Source organism: Blautia sp. HA8986 (genome assembly GCF_056504635.1).
Genome location: NZ_JBWLUQ010000002.1, coordinates 269,425 through 295,700 on the forward strand (window position 1 = coordinate 269,425; position 26,276 = coordinate 295,700).

Consider the following 26,276-nt stretch of genomic DNA (forward strand, 5'->3'; position numbering starts at 1 on the left):
TGCCCGTCGGGGATTGCTTTTTTAAAAACACTGGGGTATAATTTAGCAGAACGGATTAAGAATAAAAAATCCGGTTTTACTGTGAATTGGAACATCAGACTCTTCGAAATAAGAAGGGTGGGTCTGACTATCAGGAAAGGAGAATTTCAAATGAAAGTAACACATATTACAGATATCGATGAATTTTTTAAGGTAATTGACAGCTGCAAGGGCAGAGTAGAGCTTGTAACGGGAGAGGGAGACAGACTGAATCTGAAGTCCAAACTTTCCCAGTATGTATCTCTTGCAAACATCTTTTCCGGCGGCGAGATTCCGGAGCTTGAGATCGTTGCAGCAGAGAAAGAAGACATTGATAAACTTATGAGTTTCATGATCAATGGCTGATAGATGAATGCGGATTGAGAATGTTCGCTTGACTTCCGGGGGTGTGAGTTTTTCACATCCCTGTATTAATCTGAGTGTAAAACAGAATATGAATGTCTGTTTCACAAAATGGATATAATGACAGCAGAGGCAGGAAAAGATAATTTTCCCTGCCGTCATGATCATAACAGGATACAACCAGGGGGTATGAACGCTTCCTGGTCAAACTACGTTAAAAGGAGTGTATATAAAAATGGTAAAAATTGATATTATCTCCGGTTTCCTTGGTGCCGGAAAAACAACTCTGATCAAAAAACTTCTGAAAGACGGATTTAACGGTGAGCAGGTTGTACTGATCGAGAACGAGTTTGGTGAGATCGGTATTGACGGCGGTTTCCTGAAAGAGGCGGGAATCCAGATCCGTGAGATGAACTCCGGATGTATCTGCTGCTCTCTTGTCGGTGATTTCGGAACTTCCCTGAAAGAAGTTGTTACCAAATACAATCCGGACAGAATCCTTATCGAGCCATCAGGAGTTGGTAAACTTTCTGACGTTATCAAGGCTGTACAGGGTGTTCAGGATGAAGTTGATATTAAACTGAACAGCTATACTACTGTTGTTGATGCCAAGAAATGCAAAATGTACATGAAGAACTTCGGTGAGTTTTTTGACAACCAGATCCAGTACGCAGGTGCTATTATCATGAGCCGTACTGATATTGCAGCAGAGAAGAAAGTTCAGGAGTCCCTGGAGCTTCTGCGCAGCCTGAACAAAGATGCTGCTATCATCACAACTCCGATCGAGAACCTTGACGGAAAGAAACTGGTAGAGGTAATGGAGCATCCGGTATCTCTGGAGCAGGAGATGCTTGAGGAGGAGCACGAGCATCATCACCATCATCATGACGAGGAGTGCTGCTGTGGCCATGACCATGACGATCATGAGCATCATCATCATGACCATGATGAAGAGTGCTGCGGCCACGACCATGATCATGATCATGAGGAGCACGAGCATCATCACCATCATGACCATGACGAAGAGTGCTGCGGACACGACCACGATCATGAGGAGCACCATCACCACGATCATGACGGAGAGTGTGGCTGTGGACACGACCATGAGCATCACCATCACCACGGCGGAGAGTGCGGTTGCGGCCATGACCATCACCATCATCATGCAGATGAAGTCTTCACAAGCTGGGGCCGTGAGACAATTAAGAAATATACACGTGAGGGACTTGAGAAGATCCTTGAGGCACTTTCCGAGTCTGATAAATACGGTATCATTCTCCGTGCAAAAGGAATGCTTCCTGCAGAGGACGGAACATGGATCTATTTTGATATGGTTCCGGAAGAAACAGAGATCCGTGAGGGAGCACCGGAGTATACAGGCCGTCTGTGCGTGATCGGCTCCAAACTGGATGAGCATGCACTGGAAGAGCTTTTCGGAATCGCATAAAAAAGCGGTGATTACAATATTTTTTTCAGAATTATAGATTACAGAAAGGAAACAGGTACTGTACATTAAATGAGACAGTACCTGACAGGATAAATTTATGGAAGAGACCAGAGTCCCCATTTATCTGATCACAGGTTTTCTGGAAAGCGGCAAGACTTCTTTCCTGAACTTTACCCTGCAGCAGGATTATTTCCAGATCGATGGAAAAACACTTCTTATTCTCTGCGAAGAGGGAGAAGAGGAGTACGATGCAGAGGCGCTGAAACAGCACAACACCGACGTGGAGATCATTGAGAGTGAAGAAGATCTTACACCGGAGAGACTTGCAGCAATGGAGATCCTGTATCAGCCGGAGCGAGTGATTATTGAGTACAATGGCATGTGGCTGGTAAGCAGGTTTGAGGAGATGGAGAAGCCGGAAGGCTGGGCTGTAGAGCAGCACATCACCTGTGTGGATGCAAGCACATTCCAGGTTTACATGGCAAATATGAAGTCTCTTTTTATGGATATGGTCCGAAATGCAGATATGGTTATCTTTAACCGCTGTGAGGAGGATGATCCGCTGCCATCTTACAGAAGAAGCATCAAGGTTGTGAATCAGCGTGCGGAGATCATATTTGAGGATGAAGAAGGCGAGCTGGGAGATCTTTTTGAGGACGAGATGCCGTTTGATATTGATGCACCGGTGATAGACATTCTTCCGGAGGATTATGGTATCTGGTTCGTAGATTCCATGGATCACCCGGATCGCTATGTCGGAAAAACAGTTCATTTTAAGGCACGTGCCCTGAAACCACGTGGAATGGGAAGCAAATTCTTTGTTCCGGGAAGAACAGCCATGACATGCTGTGCAGACGATACTACATTCCTCGGTTACATCTGCAAGAGTGCTTTTGCCCCGAAGATCACAGAAGGACAGTGGGTAGATGTTACCGCGAAGGTTGCTTTTGAGAAGAGAATGGAATATCAGGGAGAAGGCATCGTGCTTTATGCAGAGCATGTGGAAGTATGTGAGCCCCTTGCTGATGAGATGGTATATTTCAACTGATACAGACAGAGAATCTGTATGCTTTCGGGCAAAAATGAAAGCTGAAAGTTGAAACGAGTAAGTTACATCTAAGGAGAATTTATGTATTTAATTGCAGGTTTGGGAAATCCGGGAAAGCAGTATGAAGCTACCCGTCATAACATGGGATTTGATACCGTCGATTGTCTTGTTGAGACGCATAATGTGCCTCAGGGCGGCGTAAAATTTAATGCCATGTATGGAAAAGGTATCATCGGCGGTGAAAAAGCGATCCTGATGAAACCGCTTTCCTATATGAATTTAAGCGGTGGTCCGATCCAGGAAATGTCCAGCTATTTTAAGATCGATCCGGAGACAGAGCTGATCGTCATTTACGATGATATTGATCTGGAGCCGGGACAGCTTCGTATCCGTAAAAAAGGAAGCGCTGGTGGTCATAACGGTATCAAGGATATTATCCGCCGTCTTGGAACTGAAAAATTTATCCGTATCCGTGTCGGGGTCGGTGCGAAGCCGAAAGACTGGGATCTGGCAGATTTTGTGCTGGGTCATTTTTCGGACAGTGACCGCAAGCTTGTGGATGAAGGAATCCGTGATGCAGCAGAAGCCGTAGAACTGATCCTGTCCGAGGGCGTGGATGTGGCGATGAATAAGTATAACAGAAAAAAGCCTAAGAATTGAGGTTTGTATGGAAGCATTTTTGCAGCCTCTGCAGGGTCTTGCAGAGTTTGAAGAAATAAAAAAGCGCTGTAGCGTAAATCGCGGAATCCTCAATATTTCAGGATGTATGGAGTCCCAGAAAGTCCATCTGATGTATGGTCTTTCCGGGCTTTTTCCATGTCATCTGATCCTTGCAGATGATGAACGAAGTGCAAAAGAGATCTATGAGGATTACCGTTTCTATGACAAAAATGTATATTTTTATCCGGCAAAGGATCTGCTGTTTTTTCAGGCAGATATTCACGGGAATTTGCTGATCCGCCAGCGTATGCGTGTGATCCGCGCACTTCTGGAGCAGGAGGAAGTCACAGTTGTCACCAGTATAGATGGATGTATGGATTTTCTTATGCCTCTGGAAAAAATCCGCAGCAGTCTTCTTCATTTTAAGAGTGACAGTGTGATCGATCTGGAAAAACTGAAAGCTGATCTGGTGGAGCTGGGATATGAGCGTGTTGGCCAGGTGGAGCTTCCGGGACAGTTTTCGGTCCGCGGAGGAATCATTGATATCTATCCGCTGACAGAAGAAAATCCGTGGCGTATTGAGCTGTGGGATGATGAGATTGATTCCATTCGAAGCTTTGATGCTGAGAGCCAGAGATCCCTGGAAAATGCAGATGAGATCACCATTTATCCGGCTGTGGAGAAAAACGACGGTAAGGATATGGTATCTTTTCTGGATTATTTTCCGGAGGAAAAAACTTTGCTGTTTCTGGATGAGCCAAACCATCTGGCTGAGAATGGCGAGGGTGTGGAGGAGGAGTATCGCCAGAGCCGTATGCACAGGGAAGAAAAAGGTGAAGCTAATCTTCCGGAGCAGTGGCTCTGCGGTTTTCAGGAAGTTCAGAAAAAACTGAACAAACGGAACTGCGTTGCAGTGTCTTCCCTTTCACCAAGACGTTCCGGCTGGAAATTTACCGATGAATTTGATCTTACTGTGAAATCTGTAGATTCCTATAACAGCAGCTTTGAACTTCTGGTAAAAGATCTTCTACAGTATAAAAGCCAGGGCTACCGGATTGCGCTGCTTTCCGGTTCCAGGACAAGGGCAGAGCGTCTGGCAAAGGATCTCTCAGAGGAAGGGCTGAATGTTTTTTACAGCCAGGATTACAGCCGTATCATCAATCCCGGTGAGATCATGGTTGTTTATGGCCATGCAAGACGTGGATTCCAGTATCCGCTGATCAAATTCGCGGTGATGACAGAGACAGATATTTTTGGCAAAGAGCAGAAGAAGCGCAAAAAAAAGAAAAAGTACAGCGGCAACCGTATTCAGGATTTTGCGGAGCTTTCTATTGGAGATCTTGTTGTCCATGAGAAACATGGGCTTGGAATTTACCGTGGTATCGAAAAAGTAGAAGTTGACCGTGTTGTTAAGGACTATATCAAGATTGAATATCGCGGTGGCAGCAATCTTTATATTCTGGCAACCCAGCTGGATGCCCTGCAGAAATACTCAGGTTCTTCCGATAATGCGAAGACACCGAAGCTGAACAAGCTGGGCGGGCAGGAGTGGAACAAGACCAAGAGCCGTGTCAAAGGAGCTGTCAAAAATATTGCAAAAGAGCTGGTGGAGCTTTACGCTGTCCGCCAGGAAAAAGAAGGTTATGTCTGTGGCCCTGATACTGTATGGCAGAGAGAGTTTGAGGAAATGTTCCCTTACGAGGAGACAGAGGATCAGCTGGCAGCGATCGAGGACACCAAGCGGGATATGGAAAGCACAAAGATCATGGACCGTCTTGTGTGCGGCGATGTTGGCTACGGAAAAACAGAGGTTGCCCTGCGAGCAGCTTTTAAGGCTGTGCAGGAGAGCCGTCAGGTTGTTTATCTTGTACCTACTACTATTCTTGCCCAGCAGCATTACAATACCTTTGTACAGCGTATGAAGGAGTTCCCGGTGAAGGTGGATCTTCTCTGTCGTTTCCGTACGTCTGCCCAGCAGAAAAAAACTATCGAGGGTATAAGAAAAGGCCAGGTTGACATTGTGATCGGTACCCACAGAGTTCTTTCCAAGGATGTGGAATTTAAGAATCTGGGACTTCTGATCATTGATGAGGAGCAGCGTTTCGGTGTGACTCATAAAGAGAAGATCAAGCAGATGAAAAAAGACGTGGATGTGCTGACTCTGACTGCGACTCCGATCCCGCGTACGCTTCATATGAGTCTGATCGGTATCCGTGACATGAGTGTTTTGGAAGAACCGCCTATGGATCGTGTGCCCATCCAGACTTATGTTATGGAATATGATGAGGAGACTGTCCGGGAGGCTATCCGCAGGGAACTCCGCCGTGGAGGTCAGGTCTACTATGTATACAACCGTGTTAATGATATTGCCGAGGTAGCTCTTCGCATATCCAAACTTGTGCCGGAAGCTAGGGTGGATTTTGCCCACGGGCAGATGAGCCAGCGGGAGCTGGAACAGGTAATGTATGATTTTATCAATGGTGATGTGGATGTGCTGGTTTCAACAACGATCATTGAGACGGGACTGGATATCTCCAATGTAAATACCATGATCATCCATGATTCTGACAGATACGGCCTTTCCCAGCTTTATCAGCTGCGCGGACGTGTGGGACGTTCCAACAGAACTGCGTATGCGTTTCTGATGTATACGAAAAACAAGATGCTCCAGGAAACAGCGGAGAAACGTCTCAGTGCCATGAGAGAATATTCTGACCTTGGAAGCGGCTTTAAGATCGCAATGAAGGATCTGGAGCTCCGCGGTGCGGGAAATCTTCTCGGGGCGCAGCAGCACGGACATATGAATGCAGTGGGCTATGATCTTTACTGCAAGATGCTCAGTGAGGCTGTTAAGGAGGCCAAGGGAATCCAGACCATGGATGATTTTGAGACGACCATTGATCTGAATATTGATGCTTTTATCCCGGATTCCTACATCAGTAATGAGTTCCAGAAGCTGGATATCTACAAGCGTATTGCAGGTATCGAAAGTCAGCAGGAATACGATGATATGCTGGAAGAGCTGATCGATCGCTTTGGTGAGCCTGGAAAAGCAGTTCTGAACCTTCTTGCCATTGCAAGACTGAAAGCACTTGCACACCAGGGTTATGTGACAGAGATCAAGCAGCTTGGAAAAGATGTGCGGATCACGCTTTATGAAAAAGCAAAGCTTGATCCTGTGGGAATCCCGGCAATCATGGCTCAGTACAGAAGAGGGCTGCAGTTTAAGGCAGACCAGGAGCCAAAGTTTATCCTGACTCCACAGGGACGACTGATCGAAGAATTGATGAAATTTGCAGGAGAGCTTGCGAAACTGGCAGAGCCACTGGAATAAAGAGTCATTAGAAATTCCTTGCTCTTGTGGGTAAAAACGTTTATAATCAGATATTATGGAATGAATGCCGGACAGTTGTTTTTATGGACGGGATAGATGGAGGAAGAAATGAAAAATTCAGCAAAAAAAGCGGCAGTTACAGTTCTTGTCTGTGTTACAGCGGCAGGAATGATGACTGGCTGCGGAAATAAAAAACTTGATGGCACCAAAACAGCAGTGACTGTCAATAAACAGGAGATCCCTCTTGGAGTTGTAAGTCTTGCGGCACGTATGCAGCAGGCACAGGCTGAGGCTATGTATAAGATGTACCTTGGTGGTGGAGATGACATGTCTATCTGGAGTACCAAGATGGGTGATGATTCTGATGAGACTTACGGTGAGAATGCAGTGACAACAACTGTTGAGTCTATTGAGAAGATGTGCCTGGAGAAAGAGCGTGCTTCTGAGTATGATGTGGAGATCACAGATGATGAGCAGAAAGCCCTTGAGGAAGCTGCGAAGAACTTTATTGCAGCCAACAGTGAGGAGACTATTGCAGAGCTTGCTGTTGATGAGGATATGGTAAAGACTTTCCTGGAGCTTGAGACATACGATGTGAAGATGAAGGAGGCTATTGAGGCTACTGCAGACATCAAGCTGGATGAGAAAGAATATCAGCAGATGGCTTTCAGCTATGCAAGTGTAAGAGTCAGCGGAGATAATCTTACAGATGATGATATTAAGACAAATAAGGAGAATATCCAGAAGTTCTTTGACAAAGTAAAAGAGGATCCTACAGCAGATTTCAGCACACTTGGTGATGAGATCTCTACAGATATGACAGCTACTTCCGGTACCTGTCCGACTTACGAAGAGGGAGATGACAGTGCGGCAAATGGAGATGCTTATCCGGACGATGTACGTAATGCTCTCCGTAAACTGGAAGAGGGAGAACTCAATTCAGAGATCATCAAGACAGATTCCATCTGGTATGTAGTAAGACTGGATTCCAAGGATGATGAGAATGCAACTGACAGCAAGAAAGAATCTCTGACAAGCACCAAGAAGGATGATTTTTACAACGATACAACAGATGGCTGGGTAAAGAAAGCAGATATCAAAGAAGAGTCTAAGCTGATCAAGAAGATTAAGATCACAGATAATCACAGCTTTACGATCCAGACTCCAACTCCTACACCGGATCCTGATGCAACAGCAACACCGGAGGCTGAGGATACAGCAGATTCCACGGAAGCAGATGTAACAGAAACACTGGAGGCTACAGAGACACCGGCAGCGGACACAACTGAGGAAGCTGAAGCAACTGAAACACCAGCGGCTGAGGACGCAGAGAAAGACAGCACAGATGCAGCTGAGGATGAGTCTGCAGACGAGAATGCTGAGGCAGAGGCAACAGCAACACCGGAAGCTGAGAAATAAGTAATAGAATATAAAGTATATACGAAGATAATATGCAGAACGGTCAGTGTACGATTTATAGTACACTGACCGTTTTTGTAAATATGCTTTAAATGATTAAGTTCACGAACAAAATATCAATATTTGTCTGCTTAAATCAGGCTCAGATGCTCCAGCGCGTTGTAAATACCATCTTTGTCTACAGCACTTGTCTGGTAAGTACAGTCTTTCTCAATTCCGCCGTAGGAATTTCCCATGGCAACACTGACTCCGGCTGCTTTTAGCATGGGGAGATCGTTGGGACTGTCTCCGAATGCATAGCTGTTTTCTTTTGGAATAGAGAAACGTTCAAGAAGAAATTCCATTCCGGTAGCTTTGCTGTTTCCCTTCTGAGTTACTTCCCAGATGCCATCTCCATGGTCAAAATAAGTGTAATGGTCGTTGCAGAAGCTGCGGAATTTTTCTATATCGGAATCTGGAAGCATGTGCACCAGAAACTTGTCATAGGAGTAAGTGCAGGCATCTTCACGGCTGAATTTGGTGATATCAACCATAGGAATCTCTCTGCGCATTTTTGCACCGAATTCAGACTGGGCAGGGGAAGCCCCGTCAAACAGGATCGCAGTGTTGGATTCAAATAGTGCCTCGATCCTGCATTTACGGAGAAGATCTACGGTTTCCTTACACAGCAGATTTGGAACTGTGCGGAAGTAGAGCAGCTTATTATCCATGTAGATGTGTGTGCCGCAGCCGTATACATAGCCATCAAATGGAAGGTCTGCGATTTCCGGTGGCATCATGGCTTTGGTACGGCCGGTGTTGATGAAAAGGAAATGCCCGTTTTCGTGAGCTTTGGTGAGGGCAAGCTTTGTACTTTTAGGAACCTTGAACGGGTGTGGGGTGAGCAGCGTGCCGTCTATGTCAAAGAATAAGATTTTTTTATTATTCATAATGGTCTCCTTGTTCCTCTTCGTTATCACTGGCAGGAAGAAGTTCCTCCTGGGTACTATCTGTATTGTCAGATAGGTTTAGGGCACTTACACGGATGCCGTTAAGTTCTACCTCGCTTTCCATAGGGATGACCAGGCATTTGCGTCCGGCAATGATGCGGGTTTCTACCAGGTCTGCACGGTCTGGTGCTACGTGGATCACAACGTCAGGGGTTTTAATCTCGAATTTTCGGGTGTTGGTGATGTTGGAGGCTACCAGGGAAGATTTTTCTCCTGCAGCCAGTTCATACTGTTCATCAAAGTTCTGAAGCTTGTCGTCTTCCACGCCGCATTCTTCAAAGAGGCGTTTCACTTCGGATTTAGTGAGAACAACTGGTTCCGGTTCATCCTTCTGGGATTCGATGAGATCGTTAAGTTTCTCGTGGATCTCAAGGACTGTGTCATATGCGCAGTCATCACCAAGGGTTTCTTCTACCAGGGCGTTGAAGGAGTCACGCTGGTTTCCGGCAGAAAGCGGTGTGGTGCAGCCAAAAACTTCATCCATCATTGTGGAGCGGAGTTCTTCAGCATTTTTTGTGTAGTAGAGCATACCGTGAATATCTGTACTGCGGTCATTGAACTGTGGGAAAAGAAATCCCCAGTCAGGCATTTCTACCAGCCAGTCGCGGATACGGTCTTCGATATTGTTGGTCTCTGCGTTATAGTGAAGGCCTGCCTTGGAGAGCTTTACAGGGCAGATGCTGCAGAGGATGTGGTCGTAGATCTCATCGGATGCATCGAACATTTCGGCTCCGTCGGAGGATTTGCCCGGGATATCGTAGACTGCATGAATGAGAATGATGTAATAGTTTTCGCCGTAGTCGTAGTTCTCGATGATCTTATCGTAGAAGGCTTCTGTAAGGGCATCGTCTGTGAGCTGGCTTTTACGGAGTTTCATAAGGAAGTTCTGGGTTCCGCCTTCGGCTTCCTGTTCCAGGGGGAATTCCATGTTGATGAGATTCTTGCCAACTGTGCCTGTGAGAGTTTTGCGGAAGATGTCAAAGTATTTGAACATTTCTTCCTCTGATAAGGAGAGGAAAGCTTCTTTGAGTTCGGTTTTTTTGTTTTTTTCTCCGTCTACATAACAGCCGCAGATACGTGTGATCGAGCAGCGGTCGGGGGTGAACTGTTTCTTGATTTCTGCGATTTCTTTTTTGTTCATGTGTGGTTTACCTCGGATTTTTGGTTAAATGCATATCGGGGAACGATTGCATTTAGGATCATGTAACAGAGCGGAATGTGGATATCCGTTTTCTGTGGTTTCAGTTAGTTCTGATTATTATAGCACAGGTGTTTGGTTGGGGCAAGGTGGACGGAAGGGTGATGGGCCATAGGTGTTGCGCTGGATGACAGGAATTCTGAGAGGAGGAGTTGAGTGAGGTGAAAAGGAAGCCCTTGTGGTGAGACAGGGCTTCCTTTTAGGTGGTTGTTTTAGAGTTTTGATATGATGGTATTACAGCATAGAATATCCATAACTGCTGACAATGGCATCGATCTTCTGACGGTTTTTGCACATTGGGCAGCTGTCGGAGCGATATGAGTGGTAGTCTGGGATGTCTCTGGACTGGAAGATGGAGTGTACAGGGAGAGAGGCTACGCTGTCTACGCTGCTGTAGATGGCTGCTACACCGCGGATCTTGCCGCCGTAGTATAAAACGCTTTCGATGGCGCGGTTTAATGTGGAGCCGGTGGTGATGGATCCGTTGAGGATCAGGATGTTCTTGCCGTTGATCATTGGTTCGTAGTTGTCGCGGAAGATCATCTGTCCGGTGCTGTTGAATTCCGGAGTGATAACGTAGATGGTCTGATGGGCGTTCATGGAGAGCACGCCGGCTTTGGTCAGTTCTTCGGCGAGATAGGCTCCTACTACTTCCAGTCCGTCCATGCAGACGATGGTATCTACTGGTATGGATGCTTCGTAATTGGCAGCCAGAGAAGAGGCAATGCGCCGTGCTTCTGAGCATCTGGATTTCATGGTTGTGAGATCCAGATAATGTGTAATATGGGACTGGGAAGTTACGAAATGTCCCGGTATCATTTTCAGCTGAATCTGGTTGTCACTGCGTGCATAAATTTTTATGATTTTGTCCTGATCCATAATAAAACCCTCCTGTCATGATCTTGTTTAGCGTGGTTGTTCAGAAAAAATCTCCTGAAGGATTACGAAACAGATTTTTTAATGTGCATATTATACCATTAATTTCAAATAAATGGAATAATATACTGCAAAATATACAAAAAAATATTATGAAATACAGCTGAGTTTGTTAAAAAATACCCGATATTATGAATCGTTTAACAATATTTAACAGAGTTAGGAGATGAGCGATAAGTAGTAAGAAATTTGCCTGGATTAGAATATAAAAAGAGGAGGAAGGGAATCTCTGTGGATTCCCTTCCTCCTGTGAAAGTGAGTAATTGCTATCATTTATCCTTCAATAGAGATGTATTTATCTGCTTCAATCTCTTCAGCTGCTTTCTTAGGAAGAGAAAGTCTCAGAACACCATTCTCAAATTTCGCATGTACATCTTCGTTCTTTACGCCGCTGCCGACATAGAAGCTTCTGCTGGAACTTCCTGCGTAACGCTCGCGGCGGATGTAGTTGCCTTTCTTATCCTGTTCATCTTTATCAAGGCCTTTCGCTGCGGAGATGGTAAGGTATCCATCTTTCAGCTGTACCTGTACTTCGTCTTTCTTAAATCCAGGAAGATCAACATCCAGTTCATATCCCTTGTCTGTCTCACGTACATCGGTCTTCATAATATTCTTAGCATGTTTGCCGTAAAGTGGATTCTTGCTGCTGAATAAGTTATCGTTGAATCCAAAATCATTCATCCAGTCATCAAATAAGTTTTCTCCAAATACACTCGGGAACATCATAAGTCATTTCTCCTTTCAAATTGAAACGCCGTTCCGGTGGATCAAGAGATCCAACTGTTGTCGGTATATATTTACCACAACGGGTTATCCGTTGCGGTGATTGATTTGTTCTTTGGAACATCCGGAAGCTCTTTTTTTATCTCTTCCTTTGTTCTATGTGTAATATAACATACATTACTAGCCATGTCAAGACTCGAGTGCTAATTTCACAAATTATTCACAATTAGAGCATAATGGACTTATAATAGGATAAGAAATGCAATACCTTGAGTATATATAGCAATCAGGCGAATATTTGCAATTCTGCAGGGGAATTGATATACTTGCTCCGGTTAAAGAAAAGAAGTGAACATTCTGCAATGTTATAGAAACCTGAAAGCATAGAAAAAAACAGAAAAATCAATATAATAAAGCTTATAAAATAACATGTGATTTAAGAATATAGGAATATCAGGAGGAAGAGAGAATGCAGGAAAAGTATTTAGAATTTAAGCTTGGTGCTCCGGATTATGTGACAGTAGAGACAGAAGAGGAAAGGCTGGTATGTCAGGGTGGCAGGTCCGCTGTGACAGCTGGCAGCACAACGGTAGAGTTTGAAGATGCAGGTGGACATGAGGATATATTTGTTACATCTGAAGATGCTGTGAAATGTGTAAAGCTGAGATGGAATTACAAGATCCCGAAATCTGCAAGATTTTTTGGCGACGCCTGGGAACGTACATATGGAGATATGGAATGGCATGGAATGAGCGGAAACCGTTATCTTCCATGGTATTTTCTGGCAAAGCTTTCTGAGAAGATCCTTTGCTTCGGCGTGAAAGTACGTCCGTCAGCGATGTGCTACTGGCAGGCTGACACGAAGGGAATCACTCTGTTTCTGGACGTGCGCTGCGGAAATGCAGGAGTACAGTTAAAAGGAAGAAAACTTCGTGCAGCGCAGATCGTATGTATGGAATCACAGAACGCAGGCTCTTTTGAGACAGCGCAGGAATTCTGCAGAAGGATGTGCACAGATCCGATTTTTCCGGAATTTCCTGTATATGGAAGCAACAACTGGTACTACGCTTACGGCGACAGTTCAGAAGAGGAGATTTTAAGTGACACAGATTACATCCTGAAACTGACAGAAGGAGTGAAGAATCCTCCGTTTATGGTTATTGATGACTGCTGGCAGGAGCATCACCGTCTTGATGAGTATAACGGTGGTCCCTGGACAAAAGGAAACTCCAAATTCCCGGATATGAAAGGTCTTGCACAGAAGCTGGTGGAAAAAGGTGTCCGTCCCGGAATCTGGGTACGTCTGCTTCTCAATGAGGACGAAGCGATCCCGGATGAGTGGAGAATTTCCTATAATGACTGCCTGGACCCGTCCCATCCGGATGCACTTGCCTATATCCGCAAAGATATTGAACGTATCTGCGACTGGGGATTTACACTGATCAAGCACGATTTCTCCACCTTTGATCTCTTTGGAAAATGGGGGTTTGAGGCGAATTTAAGAGATAACACAATGGAGAAATGGCATTTTTATGACCAGGGTAAAACAAGCGCAGAGATCGTAAAAATGCTTTATCAGGAAGTGTATGACGCTTCCCGCAGCAACAATGCCATAATCATCGGATGCAATACCATCGGCCATCTTGGAGCGGGCCTGATGCACCTGAACAGAACGGGTGATGACACAAGCGGCCGCATTTGGGAGCGCACAAAACGTATGGGAGTGAACACACTGGCATTCCGTCTTCCACAGCATAATACTTTCTATCATATTGATGCAGACTGCGTGGGAATTTTCGGAAAGATCCCGTGGGATAAAAACCTCCAGTGGGCAGATCTTCTGGCAAAGAGCGGCACACCTCTTTTCGTATCTGCAATGCCTGGTGCACTGAATCCGGAAGAATTCGAGGAACTGCACCAGATCATGTTGATCGCATCTGAACAGAAAGAGCATTTTGTTCCGCTTGACTGGGAGGAAACAGATTGTCCGGAAATCTGGGGAGAAAACGGCGAGACTGTTACTTATGACTGGTACGATGATGAAGGTCCGACCATGGATGCGACTGTAGAATACTATAATGCGAAGGTGGTTGTTCCGTAAGGCACAGCATTATGTAGTAATTACCGGCAGCAGATCGAAGCAGTATTTTTATAAGATCTGGCTGCCGGAAATACTGCCTCTAGCAGTTCAGAAGATCCTCGGCATGTCTGTATTTCTGCCTGTATTCCTTAGGAGTCATGCCGGTTTCTTTTTTGAAGGCACGTGAGAAGGCAAAAGGATTCTGATATCCACAGGAAACTGCAATATTTGCAATGGGGATATCCGTAACGGTCAGGAAATCTCTGGCAGCGATGATTTTGGCAGAGGTCAGGAAAGCCTGTGGGGTAGTACCCAGATGTTTTTTGAAAAGTCCGTAAAGATGACTGCGGCTGATGTGGAGGTAGTCTGCGACATCTGTCACTGTGATATCCAGAAACGGACTTTTTTTGATGTAATCCACAGCCTGGGCGATGTAAAAATTATCGTTGGATTCCATGGTGGTGTAGGAAGCATGAAATTCTTCCTCCAGCATGGCGATGATTCGGTAAAGACTGCTCTGGATATAAGCTTCGTTGGAAGGTGTCAGCTGGGGATGGGTCATCATTTCACAGATCGTCTCCGCATAGGGAATTATAGAAGTAAGCTGCTGAACCGGATTTTCCAGGGTGAGATGGCAGTGTTCGGAAAGTGCGGCAGCATTTTCACCGTTAAAACAGATCCAGGTATAGGTCCAGGGATCAGAAGGCTCCGCTTTATAAAGCGTGCTGACAACTGGCGGGATAAAGAAGCACTGTCCGGCTTTCAGGGTATATTTCCGGTTATTGATGTAGAAATAGCCCTGTCCTTTCAGAACAAAATGTACGGTATAATAGCGGCGCACCCCTGGGCCGTAGGACTGATCCGGCGTACATTTTTCCCAGCCGCAGGAAATCAGATGAAGTTCTTTTGATGAAGTTTTCCGGTTCATGACCTGCTTATCTTCCATGTTTATCCTGCCTTTCCATATAATATAATGTAACTTTTACATGTTTAGAGGCTGAAAGCAGATCAGCATTCTCTGCTTTGACAGCATTCCTGAAGTTCGATACCATCAGTGTAAAATATTTGATCAGAGGTGTAAAGAATAAAAATGAATTCATTAACAGTAAAAAGAATCCTTATGACTTTTGCCGGGATTTTTTATGGGTGCGGTTGTAGGGGCGGGAACCCTTGTCACTGCATTTTTTATGGGACCGCTGATCGAGTTTTTCAACCGGACGGTGGCAAGGTCGTTTCTTTATGGGAAAGAGGATAAACAGATGCAGAAGCAGTAAAACAAAAGGCAGTTGTCGTGTTAGAAAAGTGCGGCAGCTGCTTTTTTGTTTACAGACACAAGAACGCTACTGTCTTGACACTTGTAAAAGAAAAAGGTTTACTGCTGAAGAAAATACCATTATAATAGAAGAGACGCAGTTTTTTCCTGTAGTAAAATATAACCGTCCGGGAGATATCAATGTCTGGAATATTGCTTACCAGACGATATAGCAGATGATATAATAATATGAAAAATTTTCCGGAATGGAATAAGAAAGGAGAAAAAAATATGGCATATTTAGGTGAAGAAATCAAAAAACTGGGTTTTGGTCTTATGAGACTGCCGCAGAAATCCGAAGGCGTGATCGATGTGGAGCAGACTAAGGTAATGGTAGATAAATTTCTGGAAGCCGGATTCACATATTTTGATACAGCATGGGCTTATGCAGGCAGCGAGGATGCCATTCGCGAAGCCCTGGTAGAACGTTATCCGAGAGAAAAATATCAGCTGGCAACCAAGATGGCTGCATGGATCAACTGCAAGACAAGAAATGAAGCTCTTGCACAGTTTAAGACATCCCTTGAGAGAACAAAAGCCGGATATTTTGATTTTTATCTTCTCCATAATCTTGGAGAGCACAGAACAAAATTTTTCGATGATTACGGTTTATGGGACTGGATCCGCGAGCAGAAAGAAGCCGGCCTGATCAAACATGCAGGATTTTCTTTCCACTCCACACCGGAAGAACTGGAGGCAATTCTTACTGCACATCCTGAGATGGAGTTTGTACAGCTTCAGATCAACTATGCAGACTGGGAGAATCCGGCAATCCAGTCAAGAGCCTGCTACGAAGTAGCCAGAAAGCATGGCAAGCCGGTCATTATCATGGAGCCTGTAAAAGGCGGCATGCTTGCAACTCCGCCGGAATCCGTTGAGAAGATCTTAAAGGCAGCAGAGCCGGAAGCATCTACAGCGTCCTGGGCGATTCGTTTTGCAGCTGATCTGGAAGGCGTGATCACTGTACTTTCCGGAATGAGTAACATTGCACAGATGGAAGATAACCTTTCCTTTATGAAAGATTTTAACGGTCTTACTGACAGCGAGAAAGAAACCATCGACAAGGCAAGAGCTGCTATGAGTAAAATTCCTCTGATTCCATGTACAACCTGTAACTACTGTGCAAAAGTCTGTCCGATGGAGATCGGGATTTCCGGATCTTTCACAGCAATGAATTATCTGACACTGTACGGAAACAAGGCTGCTGCAGCTCATCAGGAAGAATGGCTGGTAAGCAGCCACGGCAGAAAGCGCGCAGACGAGTGCGTGAAATGCGGACAGTGCGAGGAAGTCTGTCCGCAGCATATCTCCATCCGTGAGGAACTGGAGAAAGTCAGCGAGACTTTTTGCAAGTAAAGGTTACTGCCGGCAGATAAGATCCTGCGAAATCGGCAGTAATAAAACAACTGATCCGACGGGAAACGGATCAGGGTAAGGAGAGTTAAAAATGGAAAAATTCAAAGCATTTCTGAAGCGGAAGGATATCGAGATCTCCCTGAAGAGATACGGTATCGATGCACTGGGAGCCATGGCACAGGGACTTTTCTGTTCTCTGCTGATCGGTACGATCATAAACACTATTGGCACACAGTTCCACATTCCGTTTCTGACTATGGCGGTTGCCACAGTCAATGACACCCAATACACAGTCGGTTCTCTGGCATCAGCCATGAGTGGCCCTGCAATGGCAGTAGCCATCGGTTATGCACTGCATTGTCCGCCGTTGGTACTGTTTTCATTGATCACGGTTGGTTTTGCCTCCAACGCACTTGGCGGAGCAGGCGGCCCTCTGGCAGTACTTTTTGTTGCCATTGTTGCAGCTGAGATCGGTAAGGCAGTTTCCAAGGAGACGAAGATCGATATCCTTGTGACACCGCTTGTTACCATCGGTGTAGGTGTAGGGCTTTCCGCATGGTGGGCACCTGCCCTTGGAAAAGCTGCCATGAAAGTGGGAAGCGTGATCATGTGGGCAACTGACCTGCAGCCATTCTTTATGGGAATCCTGGTTTCCGTATTTGTGGGAATTGCACTGACACTGCCGATTTCCTCTGCTGCGATCTGCGCAGCTCTGGGACTTACCGGTCTGGCTGGCGGTGCTGCAGTAGCAGGCTGCTGTGCGCAGATGGTTGGTTTTGCAGTGATGTCCTTTAAAGAGAATAAATGGGGCGGACTGGTTTCTCAGGGAATTGGAACCTCCATGCTCCAGATGGGAAATATCGTCAGAAATCCAAGAATCTGGATCGCGCCGATCGTTACATCCGCGATCACAGGCCCGATCGCAACCTGTCTGTTTAAACTGCAGATGAATGGAACAGCAGTTTCTTCAGGAATGGGAACCTGTGGTTTTGTAGGACAGATCGGTGTGTATACAGGATGGATGAATGATATTGCAGCAGGAACCAAGACTGCGGTCACAGGAATGGACTGGGCAGGTCTTATCCTGATCTCCTTCATTCTTCCGGCAGTCCTCTGCCCACTCATCAATATGTTTGTGCGTAAGCTTGGATGGGTGAAGGATGGAGATATGACATTGTCATAAAAGAGTTTTGAAAAAAAGAGTATCACAGGATCTTATACTTAACCAAATGCAACTGCGAATACCCGTTTGATGAATGAAGCGGAATGTTAGTAGTTGTTTTATGGCAGTATGAGTGATGTGATACTCTTTTTTATTGGAGAAGGAATATATGCCAACCAGAGAAACTTGCAGAAACATCTAATAAGTAAAGCTGCGTAATGTAGTGGATTACATTACTTTACGTATATTATAACGTCCGTATAAATTTTCTGACTGGCATGGATTTCTTAATAATGAGATGCGAAAAAATCTTACGCTACATGTGAGCTGCTTGCGTTACTTTTTTCCAGGCCGCAGGCCTTGGCATATTCATGAAGCTTCTCTTTTGCAGTATAATTCAGATTCTGCGGAACCTGGATCTGGATGGTTACGTACTGGTCGCCGCGAACTCCCGGATTTTTCATGGAGACGATACCTTTTCCTCTCAGACGGATTTTGGAGCCGGACTGCATGCCTTCACGGATCTTGCAGATCACATTTCCGTAAAGAGTAGGAACAGTAGCCTCACCGCCAAATACAGCTGTTGTATACGGAATGGAAATGGTAGTATAAACGTCAGAGCCTTTCCGCTCATATCCGGGACGAGTGCCAACTGTAACTTTCAAAAGCAGATCACCAGGTTCTCCACCGCCAGTTCCTGGCATTCCTTTTCCCTTAAGACGGATGCTCTTGCCGGTGTCAATACCTGCTGGAATGTGAACCTGAAGTGTCTGCGGTGTGCCGGAACTTCCATCCGGACCGGACAGGGAAATTCGCTTGTCTGCACCAAAAGCTGCCTCATCGAAAGTTACGTTGATGCTGGCCTTCACATCAGAGCCCTTCTGTGCAAAATCCTGCTGATGGAATCCGCCGAAACCGCTGCCACCAAATCCATTGCTGCCAAAACCGCTGCTGCTGTGGAATCCGCTGCCTCCGCCGAAATGGGAATAACTTCTGTTGCTGCCGCCAAAACCGCTGCTTCCGCTATGGCTGCCATGGAACATATTTCCGAAGATATCTCCGAAAATATCATCCATATCTTCACCATTAAAATGAAATTCCTGATATCCGCCATTGGTTCCACCGTGAAATCCGCTGAAGCCGCCTGCACCTGCGCCCGGATCGGCTCCGGCTTCAAAAGCAGCGTGGCCGAACTGATCGTACATTTTCTTTTTCTTAGGATCGCTTAAGACATCATAGGCCTCATTTACTTCTTTAAATTTATCTGCTGCGTCCGCATTTCCGGCGTTGGTATCAGGATGATATTTTTTGGCCAGTTTACGGTATGCTTTTTTTATTGTTTTCTCATCTGCGTTCCGGTCAATGCCCAGAACGTCGTAATAATCTCTTTTTGCTGACATGGTATTCACCTTCCCTTACATAATTATGCTGTCTGTGCGCAGCAGTTCAAAATCCTGTAAAATATAATCTCTGAATTGCTGCATCTGCGTACAAAATTCCCCGGGAATAATTCCCGGGGGATAACTTCAAAATCTTCGGTAAAACTGGTTTGATAAAAAAGTTCTCTCCCAGTTGTTCTATATAGAATATAACACCTAAAACATGAAATGTCAACCCTCTGTCCCGATATAAGTCCAATTCGGACTCATTACAGATATATGATTCTTACAGATTTTTACAGGAAATATGATATAATACTGACATAAAATCCCGGCAGATATCTGATCGGTAAGAACAGATCAGCTTATCAGCAGAAAAAATATCATATTGCCGGGGAATTGCGTTTATCAAACATGCAGCAGAGCAGAAGAATATACAGATATTTGCTTTGCTGACAAAGAAACAGGAGGTTATTAACAGTTAAATATAAATTATAAAATCATATAAGTACATGTTGAGTTTTATAAGATATTAGAGTAGAATATTATTGAAAGGAGTAGATGCTTTGAGTAAATATTATTCTATACATGAATTTTCAAAAATTATAGGCGTATCCGCCCAGACATTACGAAATTGGGATGCCAATGGAAAACTTCATCCGCATCATACTACAGTAAGCGGCTATAGATATTATTCTGACGAGCAACTCAACCAGGTAATAAATGTAAAGCCTAAAAATCGCATTACAATTGGATATTGTCGCGTTTCCAGCCATAAACAGAAAGATGATCTGGAACGACAGATTGATAATGTTAAGACATATCTTCTGGCAAAAGGACAGCCATTTGAGATAATAAGTGATATCGGTTCCGGAATTGATTATAAGAAAAAAGGACTCCAGGAATTGATCAGGCGAATATCTCAAAATAAGGTTGAAAAGGTTGTTGTTTTATATAAAGACCGGCTATTGCAATTTGGTTTTGAATTGATAGAATATATCGCTTCGCTTTATAATTGTGAGATTGAGATTATTGATAATACTGAAAAATCCGAACAGCAGGAACTTGTTGAAGATCTGGTTCAGATAATCACAGTATTCAGTTGCAAATTACAAGGAAAACGAGCGAATAAAGTTAAGAAACTTATCCGGGAACTGATACAGGAGGAAGTAGATGGTAAAAGCCATAAAAGCAATGTTGATACCAAACAATGTACAGAAAACTAAGATGTTTCAGTACGCAGGTGCTTCAAGATTTGCTTATAACTGGGCTTTGGCAAGGGAAATAGAAAACTATGAAAAAGGCGGAAAATTCATTTCAGATGCAGAACTCAGAAAAGAATTTACAAAGCTTAGACATTCTGATGAATACGCATGGTTATTGAGTATTTCAAATAATGTAACCAAACAGGCAATCAAAGATGCCTGCACTGCTTATAAGAACTTTTTCAAAGGTTTGCAGAAATTCCCAAGATTCAAGTCAAAAAAGAGATCAATGCCGAAGTTCTATCAGGATAATATTAAGATACAATTCAGCAATACTCATGTTAAGTTTGAAGGATTTTCTTCGAGCAGGAAAAGAAATAAACAAAAACTAAATTGGGTAAGACTTGCAGAGCATGGTCGTATTCCTACAGATGCTAAATATATGAATCCGCGAATATCCTTTGACGGATTGAACTGGTGGATCAGCGTATGTGTGGAATTGCCTGATTGCATAGAAAAACTTAATGATGATGGAATTGGTATAGATCTAGGAATCAAAGATCTGGCTATTTGCTCTGATGGAGCTAAGTATAAGAACATCAATAAAAGTCAGAAAGTAAAGAAACTAGAAAAACAGAAACGCAGATTACAGCGTAGTATCTCTCGCTCTTACGAGAAAAATAAGAAAGGAGAAAGTTACTGCAAAACAAATAATGTAATCAAAAAGGAAAAACTTTTATTAAAACGAAATCACAGATTAACAAATATCCGTAAGAACTATTTGAATCAGACTACATCTGAAATTGTAAATCGAAAACCAAGATTTATTTGTATTGAAGATTTGAATGTTAGTGGAATGATGAAAAATAGACATTTATCAAAAGCAGTTCAGAATCAGGGCTTTTTTGAGTTTAGAAAGCAGCTTGAACACAAGTGCAGCGATAAAGGGATTCAGCTTATTGTGACTGATCGGTTTTATCCATCATCAAAGCTTTGCAGTTGTTGTGGAAATATTAAAAAAGACCTGAAATTGTCTGACAGAATTTATAAATGTGATTGTGGAAATGTCATTGATAGAGATTTTCAGGCATCTATAAATCTCAAGGCTTATGGAGAAAGATTTGCAAGCTAACACTAAAACGTTAGTGCAAATATGTACGGGTACGTTAATCCGGAATTTTACGCCTATGGAGAGTACAAGAACTTGTGAGTAGATAGATATTTATATCATCAAAAGCATACTCGTTGAAGTAGGAATGAAACATAGAAGTTTATAACTTTTTATAAGTTTTCAGTAACGGCATGTCTATGGAGAAAAAAACTTATCTGTCATTCATAAAAACAGTGAAATGCCTGGCACTTTTTGTATTTATTTTTGCGACGGCATTTATGATGACAACACAGAGGACACACGCAGCAGCAGGAACGACTTTTCAGGTGAATGTAAAGAGTGGTTATCTGGCTCTTCGAAGTGAGAAAGCTTTTGACAAGAGCAATGAGATTGGCCAGCTGAATACCGGAGATCTGGTTGAGGTTACAGACAGGAAGGATTCTACTTACTGGTACGCATATTCGCCGAAGCTTGATAAGTCCGGATATGTGGACAGGAATTATATCAAAGCGGTGGAAAGTGAATCCACATCCAATGATTCCTGGACTGTAAAAGTAAAAAGCGGTTATCTGGCTCTTAGAAACACAGCAGCCTATAATGACAGTAATGAGATCGGCCGTCTGAACACAGGTGATACTGTCCTTGTAAAAGATAGCAGTGATTCTACTTACTGGTATGTATATTCTCCGAAACTTGATAAATGCGGATATGTGGATAACCGATACATTTATAACAGCGGTCTGTGGACAGTGAAGGTTGAGAAGGGTTATCTGGCTCTTCGTAATAAACCGGCTTACAATGACAGCAATGAGATTGGGCAGTTAAATACAGGTGACACGGTACAGGTGAAGGATACCAGCGACAGCAATTACTGGTATGTGTATTCTCCGCTGCTTGATAAAACAGGATATGTGGACAAAAACTATATCACCGGTGGTTCAGAAGTTACGTATCCGACAATGACCGTCCAGGTGGAAAAAGGCTATCTAGCATTGCGGAATGCGAAAGCCTATGACAAAAATAATGAGATTGCACAGTTAAATACAGGCGATCAGGTGGAGATCATTGAGAAAAAAGACAGTACTTACTGGTATGTATACGTTCCGAAACTTGGAAAAGAAGGATATGTAGATAAGAATTACCTTAAATAATAAGCGTAAATTACCAAACATGGCAGCAGGGAGGTTGACAGATGACGCTGGCACAGCTTAGATATACGATTGAGATCGCAAAAGCAGGCTCTATGAATGAGGCAGCTAAAAGCCTTTATATTTCCCAGCCCAGTCTTTCCACAGCAATCAGGGAACTGGAAGCAGAGACTGGGGTTGAGATATTCCGGAGAACAAACAGAGGAATTGCAGTGACACCGGCAGGGGAAGAATTTCTGGGATATGCGAGACAGGTGGTTGAACAGTATAAACTGATGGAAGCCAAATATATTTCCAAGGAGCAATCACGAAAGAAGTTCAGTGTTTCCATGCAGCACTATACATTTGCAGTGAATGCTTTTGTGGAGCTGGTGAAGCAGTTTGGAATGGATGAATATGAATTCGCAGTTCATGAGACAAAGACCTATCAGGTGATCGAAGATGTACGTGATTTTAAAAGTGAGATCGGAATTCTTTACGTCAATGATTTCAACCGAAAGGTTCTGACGAAGATGTTTCATGAATATGGCCTGGAGTTTCACGAGCTTCTGAATTGTAGCATCTATGTTTATATGTGGAAAGGCCATCCGCTGGCAAAACGAGAGATGATAACTCTGGAAGAACTGAAAGAATATCCTTGTCTGTCTTTTGAACAGGGAGGAAATAATTCCTTTTATTTTGCAGAGGAGGTTTTAAGTACTTACGAATATAAACGTCTGATCAAAGCAGATGACAGAGCGACTATGCTGAATCTGATGGTAGGACTTAACGGTTACACGCTGTGTTCAGGAATTATCTGCGAGGATCTCAACGGTTCTGATTACTGTGCTGTGAAACTGGATTCTGATGAGATCATGACTATTGGCTATATCGCAAGAAAAGGTGTTAATATCAGTGCCCTTGGAAAAAAATATCTCGAGGAGATCTCAAAATATAAGGATAAGGCGTTGAAATAAGTGAAAATAAAAATCTGGCAGAATTGTTACCGGATACGTAATGACACGTATGATAAGGGCTGTTCTGCCAGATTTTTTTGTTATGTTCGATTGGATCAGACAAAGAGTGAATATCCGCCTGACTTGGAAAGCGGTTGGATTAAACGCGGATCACAAATTCCTCTTTACGAGGCTTTGCATCCGGATACTCGCAGTCACGGTATCCCAGAACACAGTGGCCGATGCCAACATACTCTTCCGGAACGCCCCACTGTTTCTTAAGCTCTTTTCCTTCTTCGGAATCAAAAACTTCTCTTGCGCGGTGGATCCAGCAGGAATCAACATCAAGTGCATGAGCCGCGTTCATAAGATTTCCCATTACAAGGCTGCCGTTCTCAACACATGTACCCATTTTGCTGTCTGAGAAAACAATGATCACGGTCGGAGCACCGTAGAATGGATCAGCTTTGCTGCCCATGACAGCAGCGTTCATTTTGGAAAGCTTTGCTACGAGGTCAGGGTCCTGTGTTACGACCATAAGAGTGCTCTGCTGTCCCATACCGCTTGGGGAATATTCACCGGCTGTCAGGATCAGATCCAGAGTTTCCTGAGGAACAAGGTCCTTCTTATAAGCGCGGATACTTCTGCGCTCCAGAAGATTTTTGATGCTTTCGTTCATAATATTTACCTCCTGAATAATTGCAATTTCTGAAATTGCTATAGTAATCTGATGGAATTATTATAGCGTAGATAAGTCTGATTTCCAAGTAGTTATAACTTTACAACTTAAGGCAGAGTATTATATAATCGAATAAACTGCAAAGCAGGTTATTCGATGTAGAGTTGCGTAGCGAATGCTTTTATTCAATTAACGTAGAGTATTCCGGTGGACAGCTGTGATGCCGGGATATGTTGGGTGGAGATTGAGACGGAATATACGTGACAGAAGAATATGAGGTGTCAGATGGAAAAAATTCGAAAACATTTTTACTTTTCAGGAAGAGTTCAGGGAGTTGGATTTCGTTACCGCTCTTTTTATATCGCGCAGGATATGGGAGTGACCGGATGGGTGCGGAATCTTTGGGATGATCGCGTGGAGATGGAGGTTCAGGGAACCAGAGAGGAGATCCGGGAGATGGTTGAGAGGCTTTCCCAGCAGAATTATGTGGAGATCGAAGGAATCGAGTCTAAGGAAATCCCGCTGGAGAAGGAGAGTAGTTTCCGGATAAGGTGATATTGGAGGATCAGAGGACTTACTCCATCTCCAATGCCAGGTACAACAGAACAGCGTCCCGGAATTTCCGGGGATTAAGACCACATTTTTTATAAATGTGGTTTAATTTATATTGGAGAGTATTTTTATGGAGAAAAAGCTTTTCCGCAGTGTCGGCCAGTGACATTTCCAGGGAAAAATAGGTGCGAAGAAGTTCTTTTTCGTTGTCAGAGAGGTGGAGTATAGTTTTTCCGGCAAATTCTTTACGGTCTTCCGGTGATACAGAGGAAAGAATGATTTCCAGAGTGAGATTGTCAAACAGTACGTAATGTTCTATTATGCTTTCGTCAGTGTCATTGCCGGCTGCTGGAAACTGCAGACTGCGAAGGGCAGTTTCAGCCGTTGTCAGAGAAATACTGAGCTGATGCAGAGGCACAGATTTTCCCACTGCAATGGACAGAGTATCGCTATGCTTTTCAGTAAAACGGCGCAGCTTCCCGGAGATCTCAGAGAAACGGGAACTGTCTGCGACAGCCAGGTAATCGCCCGGGTAGCGAAAGGTGTACAGCGTGATTCCTGTATCTATGAAAAGATTTCGAATATGATGCTCTGGAAGGGAAAAATCAGTATTCGTTTTTACATCAACAGATGCATTTTCAGTAGAGCGGGCCTGTGCGGAATGCACTGTATCGGAATATATCCGTATCAGGATCAGCCGCTTGGGTGTGTCGGGATCAATCTGAAATTCTCTGAGACATTTCAGAAGATATTCCGGGTTCTGGGAATCGCCATGGAGCAGGGAACTGATGACAAAATGCTTCTTATCTGCCTGATGCTGGCTGTACTGGTTCAGTTCCTGCTCACGGATCAGAAGGCTGGTAATGCGCTGGGCCAGAAAAGCATATTTGCGCACTTTTTCCGGTGAGCCGGTGATACCGATCACGGCGAGAAGGTTGTTCTCATGATAAAGGGGCATATTGATTCCCTGCCGTGTCCCGGTAAAATTTTCGGATTCAGCCACTTCGATTGTAACGCCCGTGGCAGCAGCCTTTCGTCCGATTTCATGAAAGGTTCCGATTCGGGCAGAATTGGTACTGGCGATAATAGTGCCGGAGGGATTGATGAAATTGATATCATAGCTGCAGACGTCTTTAATGGTGTTGACGATCTGCTGGGCGAGGGTATGGCTGATGTGTGTGATCATAGGGAACCTCCTTGATTTCTTTTGGAAAGTATATCA

23 protein-coding genes are annotated in these 26,276 nt (G+C 44.1%); 15 read left to right on the forward strand and 8 right to left on the reverse strand.

Annotated features, from left to right (window positions below; translation table 11 throughout):
* The first annotated feature begins 150 nt into the window (after positions 1-150).
* The 6 genes from AC04Q4_RS13960 (at position 151) to AC04Q4_RS13985 (ending at position 8,289) form a co-directional block, all read left to right on the forward strand.
* Entirely contained in the window at positions 151-384 is a 234-nt protein-coding gene (locus AC04Q4_RS13960) for a polya polymerase (RefSeq protein WP_119239234.1), read from the forward strand.
* Positions 385-616: 232 nt separating this feature from the next.
* Positions 617-1,828 carry a GTP-binding protein gene (locus tag AC04Q4_RS13965; protein ID WP_476389165.1) on the forward strand — a complete coding sequence of 404 codons (1,212 nt, stop codon included), beginning with the start codon at positions 617-619 and terminating at the stop codon, positions 1,826-1,828.
* A gap of 97 nt (positions 1,829-1,925) precedes the next feature.
* The gene (locus AC04Q4_RS13970) at positions 1,926-2,876 is read left to right on the forward strand and encodes a TIGR03943 family putative permease subunit (protein ID WP_173759781.1); all 951 of its coding nucleotides are present in this window, start codon (positions 1,926-1,928) and stop codon (positions 2,874-2,876) included.
* A gap of 81 nt (positions 2,877-2,957) precedes the next feature.
* Positions 2,958-3,536 carry an aminoacyl-tRNA hydrolase gene (pth, locus tag AC04Q4_RS13975; RefSeq protein WP_173739102.1) on the forward strand — a complete coding sequence of 193 codons (579 nt, stop codon included), beginning with the start codon at positions 2,958-2,960 and terminating at the stop codon, positions 3,534-3,536.
* A 7-nt stretch (positions 3,537-3,543) separates the two neighbouring features.
* Positions 3,544-6,870 carry a transcription-repair coupling factor gene (gene mfd / locus AC04Q4_RS13980; RefSeq protein WP_476389166.1) on the forward strand — a complete coding sequence of 1,109 codons (3,327 nt, stop codon included), beginning with the start codon at positions 3,544-3,546 and terminating at the stop codon, positions 6,868-6,870.
* Positions 6,871-6,978: 108 nt separating this feature from the next.
* The gene (locus tag AC04Q4_RS13985; RefSeq protein WP_476389167.1) at positions 6,979-8,289 is read left to right on the forward strand and encodes a peptidylprolyl isomerase; all 1,311 of its coding nucleotides are present in this window, start codon (positions 6,979-6,981) and stop codon (positions 8,287-8,289) included.
* A 131-nt stretch (positions 8,290-8,420) separates the two neighbouring features.
* Here AC04Q4_RS13985 and AC04Q4_RS13990 read toward each other — a convergent pair whose 3' ends face one another.
* The 4 genes from AC04Q4_RS13990 to AC04Q4_RS14005 form a co-directional block, all read right to left on the reverse strand.
* Positions 8,421-9,218: an HAD family hydrolase gene (locus tag AC04Q4_RS13990; protein WP_207741282.1), complete on the reverse strand. Its 798-nt coding sequence runs from the start codon at positions 9,216-9,218 to the stop codon at positions 8,421-8,423.
* Positions 9,211-10,419 carry a DUF4317 family protein gene (locus AC04Q4_RS13995; RefSeq protein WP_476389168.1) on the reverse strand — a complete coding sequence of 403 codons (1,209 nt, stop codon included), beginning with the start codon at positions 10,417-10,419 and terminating at the stop codon, positions 9,211-9,213. Before AC04Q4_RS13995 ends, AC04Q4_RS13990 begins: the two co-directional genes overlap by 8 nt.
* Before the next feature lie 291 nt (positions 10,420-10,710).
* The gene (locus AC04Q4_RS14000) at positions 10,711-11,355 is read right to left on the reverse strand and encodes a phosphoribosyltransferase (protein ID WP_173739098.1); all 645 of its coding nucleotides are present in this window, start codon (positions 11,353-11,355) and stop codon (positions 10,711-10,713) included.
* Positions 11,356-11,685: 330 nt separating this feature from the next.
* Positions 11,686-12,138: an Hsp20/alpha crystallin family protein gene (locus AC04Q4_RS14005; RefSeq protein ID WP_173739182.1), complete on the reverse strand. Its 453-nt coding sequence runs from the start codon at positions 12,136-12,138 to the stop codon at positions 11,686-11,688.
* A gap of 466 nt (positions 12,139-12,604) precedes the next feature.
* On the opposite strand from AC04Q4_RS14005, the gene AC04Q4_RS14010 reads away from it, so the two are divergent.
* Positions 12,605-14,236, forward strand: coding sequence for a glycoside hydrolase family 36 protein (locus AC04Q4_RS14010; RefSeq protein ID WP_195455502.1), 1,632 nt, complete (start codon positions 12,605-12,607; stop codon positions 14,234-14,236).
* A gap of 79 nt (positions 14,237-14,315) precedes the next feature.
* Here the strand turns inward: AC04Q4_RS14010 and AC04Q4_RS14015 are convergent, their stop codons facing one another.
* On the reverse strand, positions 14,316-15,161 hold the full coding sequence (locus AC04Q4_RS14015; RefSeq protein WP_173739184.1) for an AraC family transcriptional regulator: 846 nt from the start codon (positions 15,159-15,161) through the stop codon (positions 14,316-14,318).
* A 196-nt stretch (positions 15,162-15,357) separates the two neighbouring features.
* On the opposite strand from AC04Q4_RS14015, the gene AC04Q4_RS14020 reads away from it, so the two are divergent.
* The 3 genes from AC04Q4_RS14020 (at position 15,358) to AC04Q4_RS14030 (ending at position 18,066) form a co-directional block, all read left to right on the forward strand.
* Entirely contained in the window at positions 15,358-15,489 is a 132-nt protein-coding gene (locus AC04Q4_RS14020) for a hypothetical protein (protein WP_274602672.1), read from the forward strand.
* Between the two features lie 269 nt (positions 15,490-15,758).
* On the forward strand, positions 15,759-16,883 hold the full coding sequence (locus AC04Q4_RS14025) for an aldo/keto reductase (RefSeq protein WP_195455503.1): 1,125 nt from the start codon (positions 15,759-15,761) through the stop codon (positions 16,881-16,883).
* 91 nt (positions 16,884-16,974) lie between these two features.
* Positions 16,975-18,066, forward strand: coding sequence for a PTS sugar transporter subunit IIC (locus AC04Q4_RS14030; RefSeq protein ID WP_173739187.1), 1,092 nt, complete (start codon positions 16,975-16,977; stop codon positions 18,064-18,066).
* Between the two features lie 290 nt (positions 18,067-18,356).
* Here AC04Q4_RS14030 and AC04Q4_RS14035 read toward each other — a convergent pair whose 3' ends face one another.
* Positions 18,357-19,445 carry a DnaJ C-terminal domain-containing protein gene (locus tag AC04Q4_RS14035; protein ID WP_173755671.1) on the reverse strand — a complete coding sequence of 363 codons (1,089 nt, stop codon included), beginning with the start codon at positions 19,443-19,445 and terminating at the stop codon, positions 18,357-18,359.
* Positions 19,446-19,990: 545 nt separating this feature from the next.
* Here AC04Q4_RS14035 and AC04Q4_RS14040 point away from each other — a divergent pair.
* The 4 genes from AC04Q4_RS14040 to AC04Q4_RS14055 all read left to right on the forward strand — a co-directional run bounded on the left by AC04Q4_RS14040 (position 19,991) and on the right by AC04Q4_RS14055 (position 23,844).
* Positions 19,991-20,650: an IS607 family transposase gene (locus AC04Q4_RS14040; RefSeq protein ID WP_476389217.1), complete on the forward strand. Its 660-nt coding sequence runs from the start codon at positions 19,991-19,993 to the stop codon at positions 20,648-20,650.
* Positions 20,598-21,761 carry an RNA-guided endonuclease TnpB family protein gene (locus AC04Q4_RS14045; RefSeq protein ID WP_476389169.1) on the forward strand — a complete coding sequence of 388 codons (1,164 nt, stop codon included), beginning with the start codon at positions 20,598-20,600 and terminating at the stop codon, positions 21,759-21,761. The genes AC04Q4_RS14040 and AC04Q4_RS14045 overlap by 53 nt, the downstream gene beginning before the upstream one ends.
* Before the next feature lie 176 nt (positions 21,762-21,937).
* The gene (locus AC04Q4_RS14050; protein ID WP_243251412.1) at positions 21,938-22,891 is read left to right on the forward strand and encodes an SH3 domain-containing protein; all 954 of its coding nucleotides are present in this window, start codon (positions 21,938-21,940) and stop codon (positions 22,889-22,891) included.
* Between the two features lie 41 nt (positions 22,892-22,932).
* The gene (locus AC04Q4_RS14055) at positions 22,933-23,844 is read left to right on the forward strand and encodes a LysR family transcriptional regulator (RefSeq protein WP_173737967.1); all 912 of its coding nucleotides are present in this window, start codon (positions 22,933-22,935) and stop codon (positions 23,842-23,844) included.
* Positions 23,845-23,983: 139 nt separating this feature from the next.
* Here AC04Q4_RS14055 and AC04Q4_RS14060 read toward each other — a convergent pair whose 3' ends face one another.
* Positions 23,984-24,502: a nitroreductase family protein gene (locus AC04Q4_RS14060; protein ID WP_476389170.1), complete on the reverse strand. Its 519-nt coding sequence runs from the start codon at positions 24,500-24,502 to the stop codon at positions 23,984-23,986.
* Positions 24,503-24,787: 285 nt separating this feature from the next.
* On the opposite strand from AC04Q4_RS14060, the gene AC04Q4_RS14065 reads away from it, so the two are divergent.
* Positions 24,788-25,057 (forward strand): acylphosphatase, encoded by a 270-nt coding sequence (locus tag AC04Q4_RS14065; protein WP_119239247.1) that lies wholly within the window; start codon positions 24,788-24,790, stop codon positions 25,055-25,057.
* A gap of 19 nt (positions 25,058-25,076) precedes the next feature.
* Here AC04Q4_RS14065 and AC04Q4_RS14070 read toward each other — a convergent pair whose 3' ends face one another.
* Positions 25,077-26,240 carry a sugar diacid recognition domain-containing protein gene (locus tag AC04Q4_RS14070; protein ID WP_476389171.1) on the reverse strand — a complete coding sequence of 388 codons (1,164 nt, stop codon included), beginning with the start codon at positions 26,238-26,240 and terminating at the stop codon, positions 25,077-25,079.
* Positions 26,241-26,276: the final 36 nt, after the last annotated feature.

Bases quoted from the DNA above. Each gene is read 5' to 3' on its own strand.
- AC04Q4_RS13960 (WP_119239234.1), top strand. From the start codon at position 151: ATGAAAGTAACACATATTACAGATATCGATGAATTTTTTAAGGTAATT.
- AC04Q4_RS13965 (WP_476389165.1), top strand. From the start codon at position 617: ATGGTAAAAATTGATATTATCTCCGGTTTCCTTGGTGCCGGAAAAACA.
- AC04Q4_RS13970 (WP_173759781.1), top strand. From the start codon at position 1,926: ATGGAAGAGACCAGAGTCCCCATTTATCTGATCACAGGTTTTCTGGAA.
- pth (WP_173739102.1), top strand. From the start codon at position 2,958: ATGTATTTAATTGCAGGTTTGGGAAATCCGGGAAAGCAGTATGAAGCT.
- mfd (WP_476389166.1), top strand. From the start codon at position 3,544: ATGGAAGCATTTTTGCAGCCTCTGCAGGGTCTTGCAGAGTTTGAAGAA.
- AC04Q4_RS13985 (WP_476389167.1), top strand. From the start codon at position 6,979: ATGAAAAATTCAGCAAAAAAAGCGGCAGTTACAGTTCTTGTCTGTGTT.
- AC04Q4_RS13990 (WP_207741282.1), bottom strand. From the start codon at position 9,218: ATGAATAATAAAAAAATCTTATTCTTTGACATAGACGGCACGCTGCTC.
- AC04Q4_RS13995 (WP_476389168.1), bottom strand. From the start codon at position 10,419: ATGAACAAAAAAGAAATCGCAGAAATCAAGAAACAGTTCACCCCCGAC.
- AC04Q4_RS14000 (WP_173739098.1), bottom strand. From the start codon at position 11,355: ATGGATCAGGACAAAATCATAAAAATTTATGCACGCAGTGACAACCAG.
- AC04Q4_RS14005 (WP_173739182.1), bottom strand. From the start codon at position 12,138: ATGATGTTCCCGAGTGTATTTGGAGAAAACTTATTTGATGACTGGATG.
- AC04Q4_RS14010 (WP_195455502.1), top strand. From the start codon at position 12,605: ATGCAGGAAAAGTATTTAGAATTTAAGCTTGGTGCTCCGGATTATGTG.
- AC04Q4_RS14015 (WP_173739184.1), bottom strand. From the start codon at position 15,161: ATGGAAGATAAGCAGGTCATGAACCGGAAAACTTCATCAAAAGAACTT.
- AC04Q4_RS14020 (WP_274602672.1), top strand. From the start codon at position 15,358: ATGGGTGCGGTTGTAGGGGCGGGAACCCTTGTCACTGCATTTTTTATG.
- AC04Q4_RS14025 (WP_195455503.1), top strand. From the start codon at position 15,759: ATGGCATATTTAGGTGAAGAAATCAAAAAACTGGGTTTTGGTCTTATG.
- AC04Q4_RS14030 (WP_173739187.1), top strand. From the start codon at position 16,975: ATGGAAAAATTCAAAGCATTTCTGAAGCGGAAGGATATCGAGATCTCC.
- AC04Q4_RS14035 (WP_173755671.1), bottom strand. From the start codon at position 19,445: ATGTCAGCAAAAAGAGATTATTACGACGTTCTGGGCATTGACCGGAAC.
- AC04Q4_RS14045 (WP_476389169.1), top strand. From the start codon at position 20,598: ATGGTAAAAGCCATAAAAGCAATGTTGATACCAAACAATGTACAGAAA.
- AC04Q4_RS14050 (WP_243251412.1), top strand. From the start codon at position 21,938: ATGGAGAAAAAAACTTATCTGTCATTCATAAAAACAGTGAAATGCCTG.
- AC04Q4_RS14055 (WP_173737967.1), top strand. From the start codon at position 22,933: ATGACGCTGGCACAGCTTAGATATACGATTGAGATCGCAAAAGCAGGC.
- AC04Q4_RS14060 (WP_476389170.1), bottom strand. From the start codon at position 24,502: ATGAACGAAAGCATCAAAAATCTTCTGGAGCGCAGAAGTATCCGCGCT.
- AC04Q4_RS14065 (WP_119239247.1), top strand. From the start codon at position 24,788: ATGGAAAAAATTCGAAAACATTTTTACTTTTCAGGAAGAGTTCAGGGA.
- AC04Q4_RS14070 (WP_476389171.1), bottom strand. From the start codon at position 26,240: ATGATCACACACATCAGCCATACCCTCGCCCAGCAGATCGTCAACACC.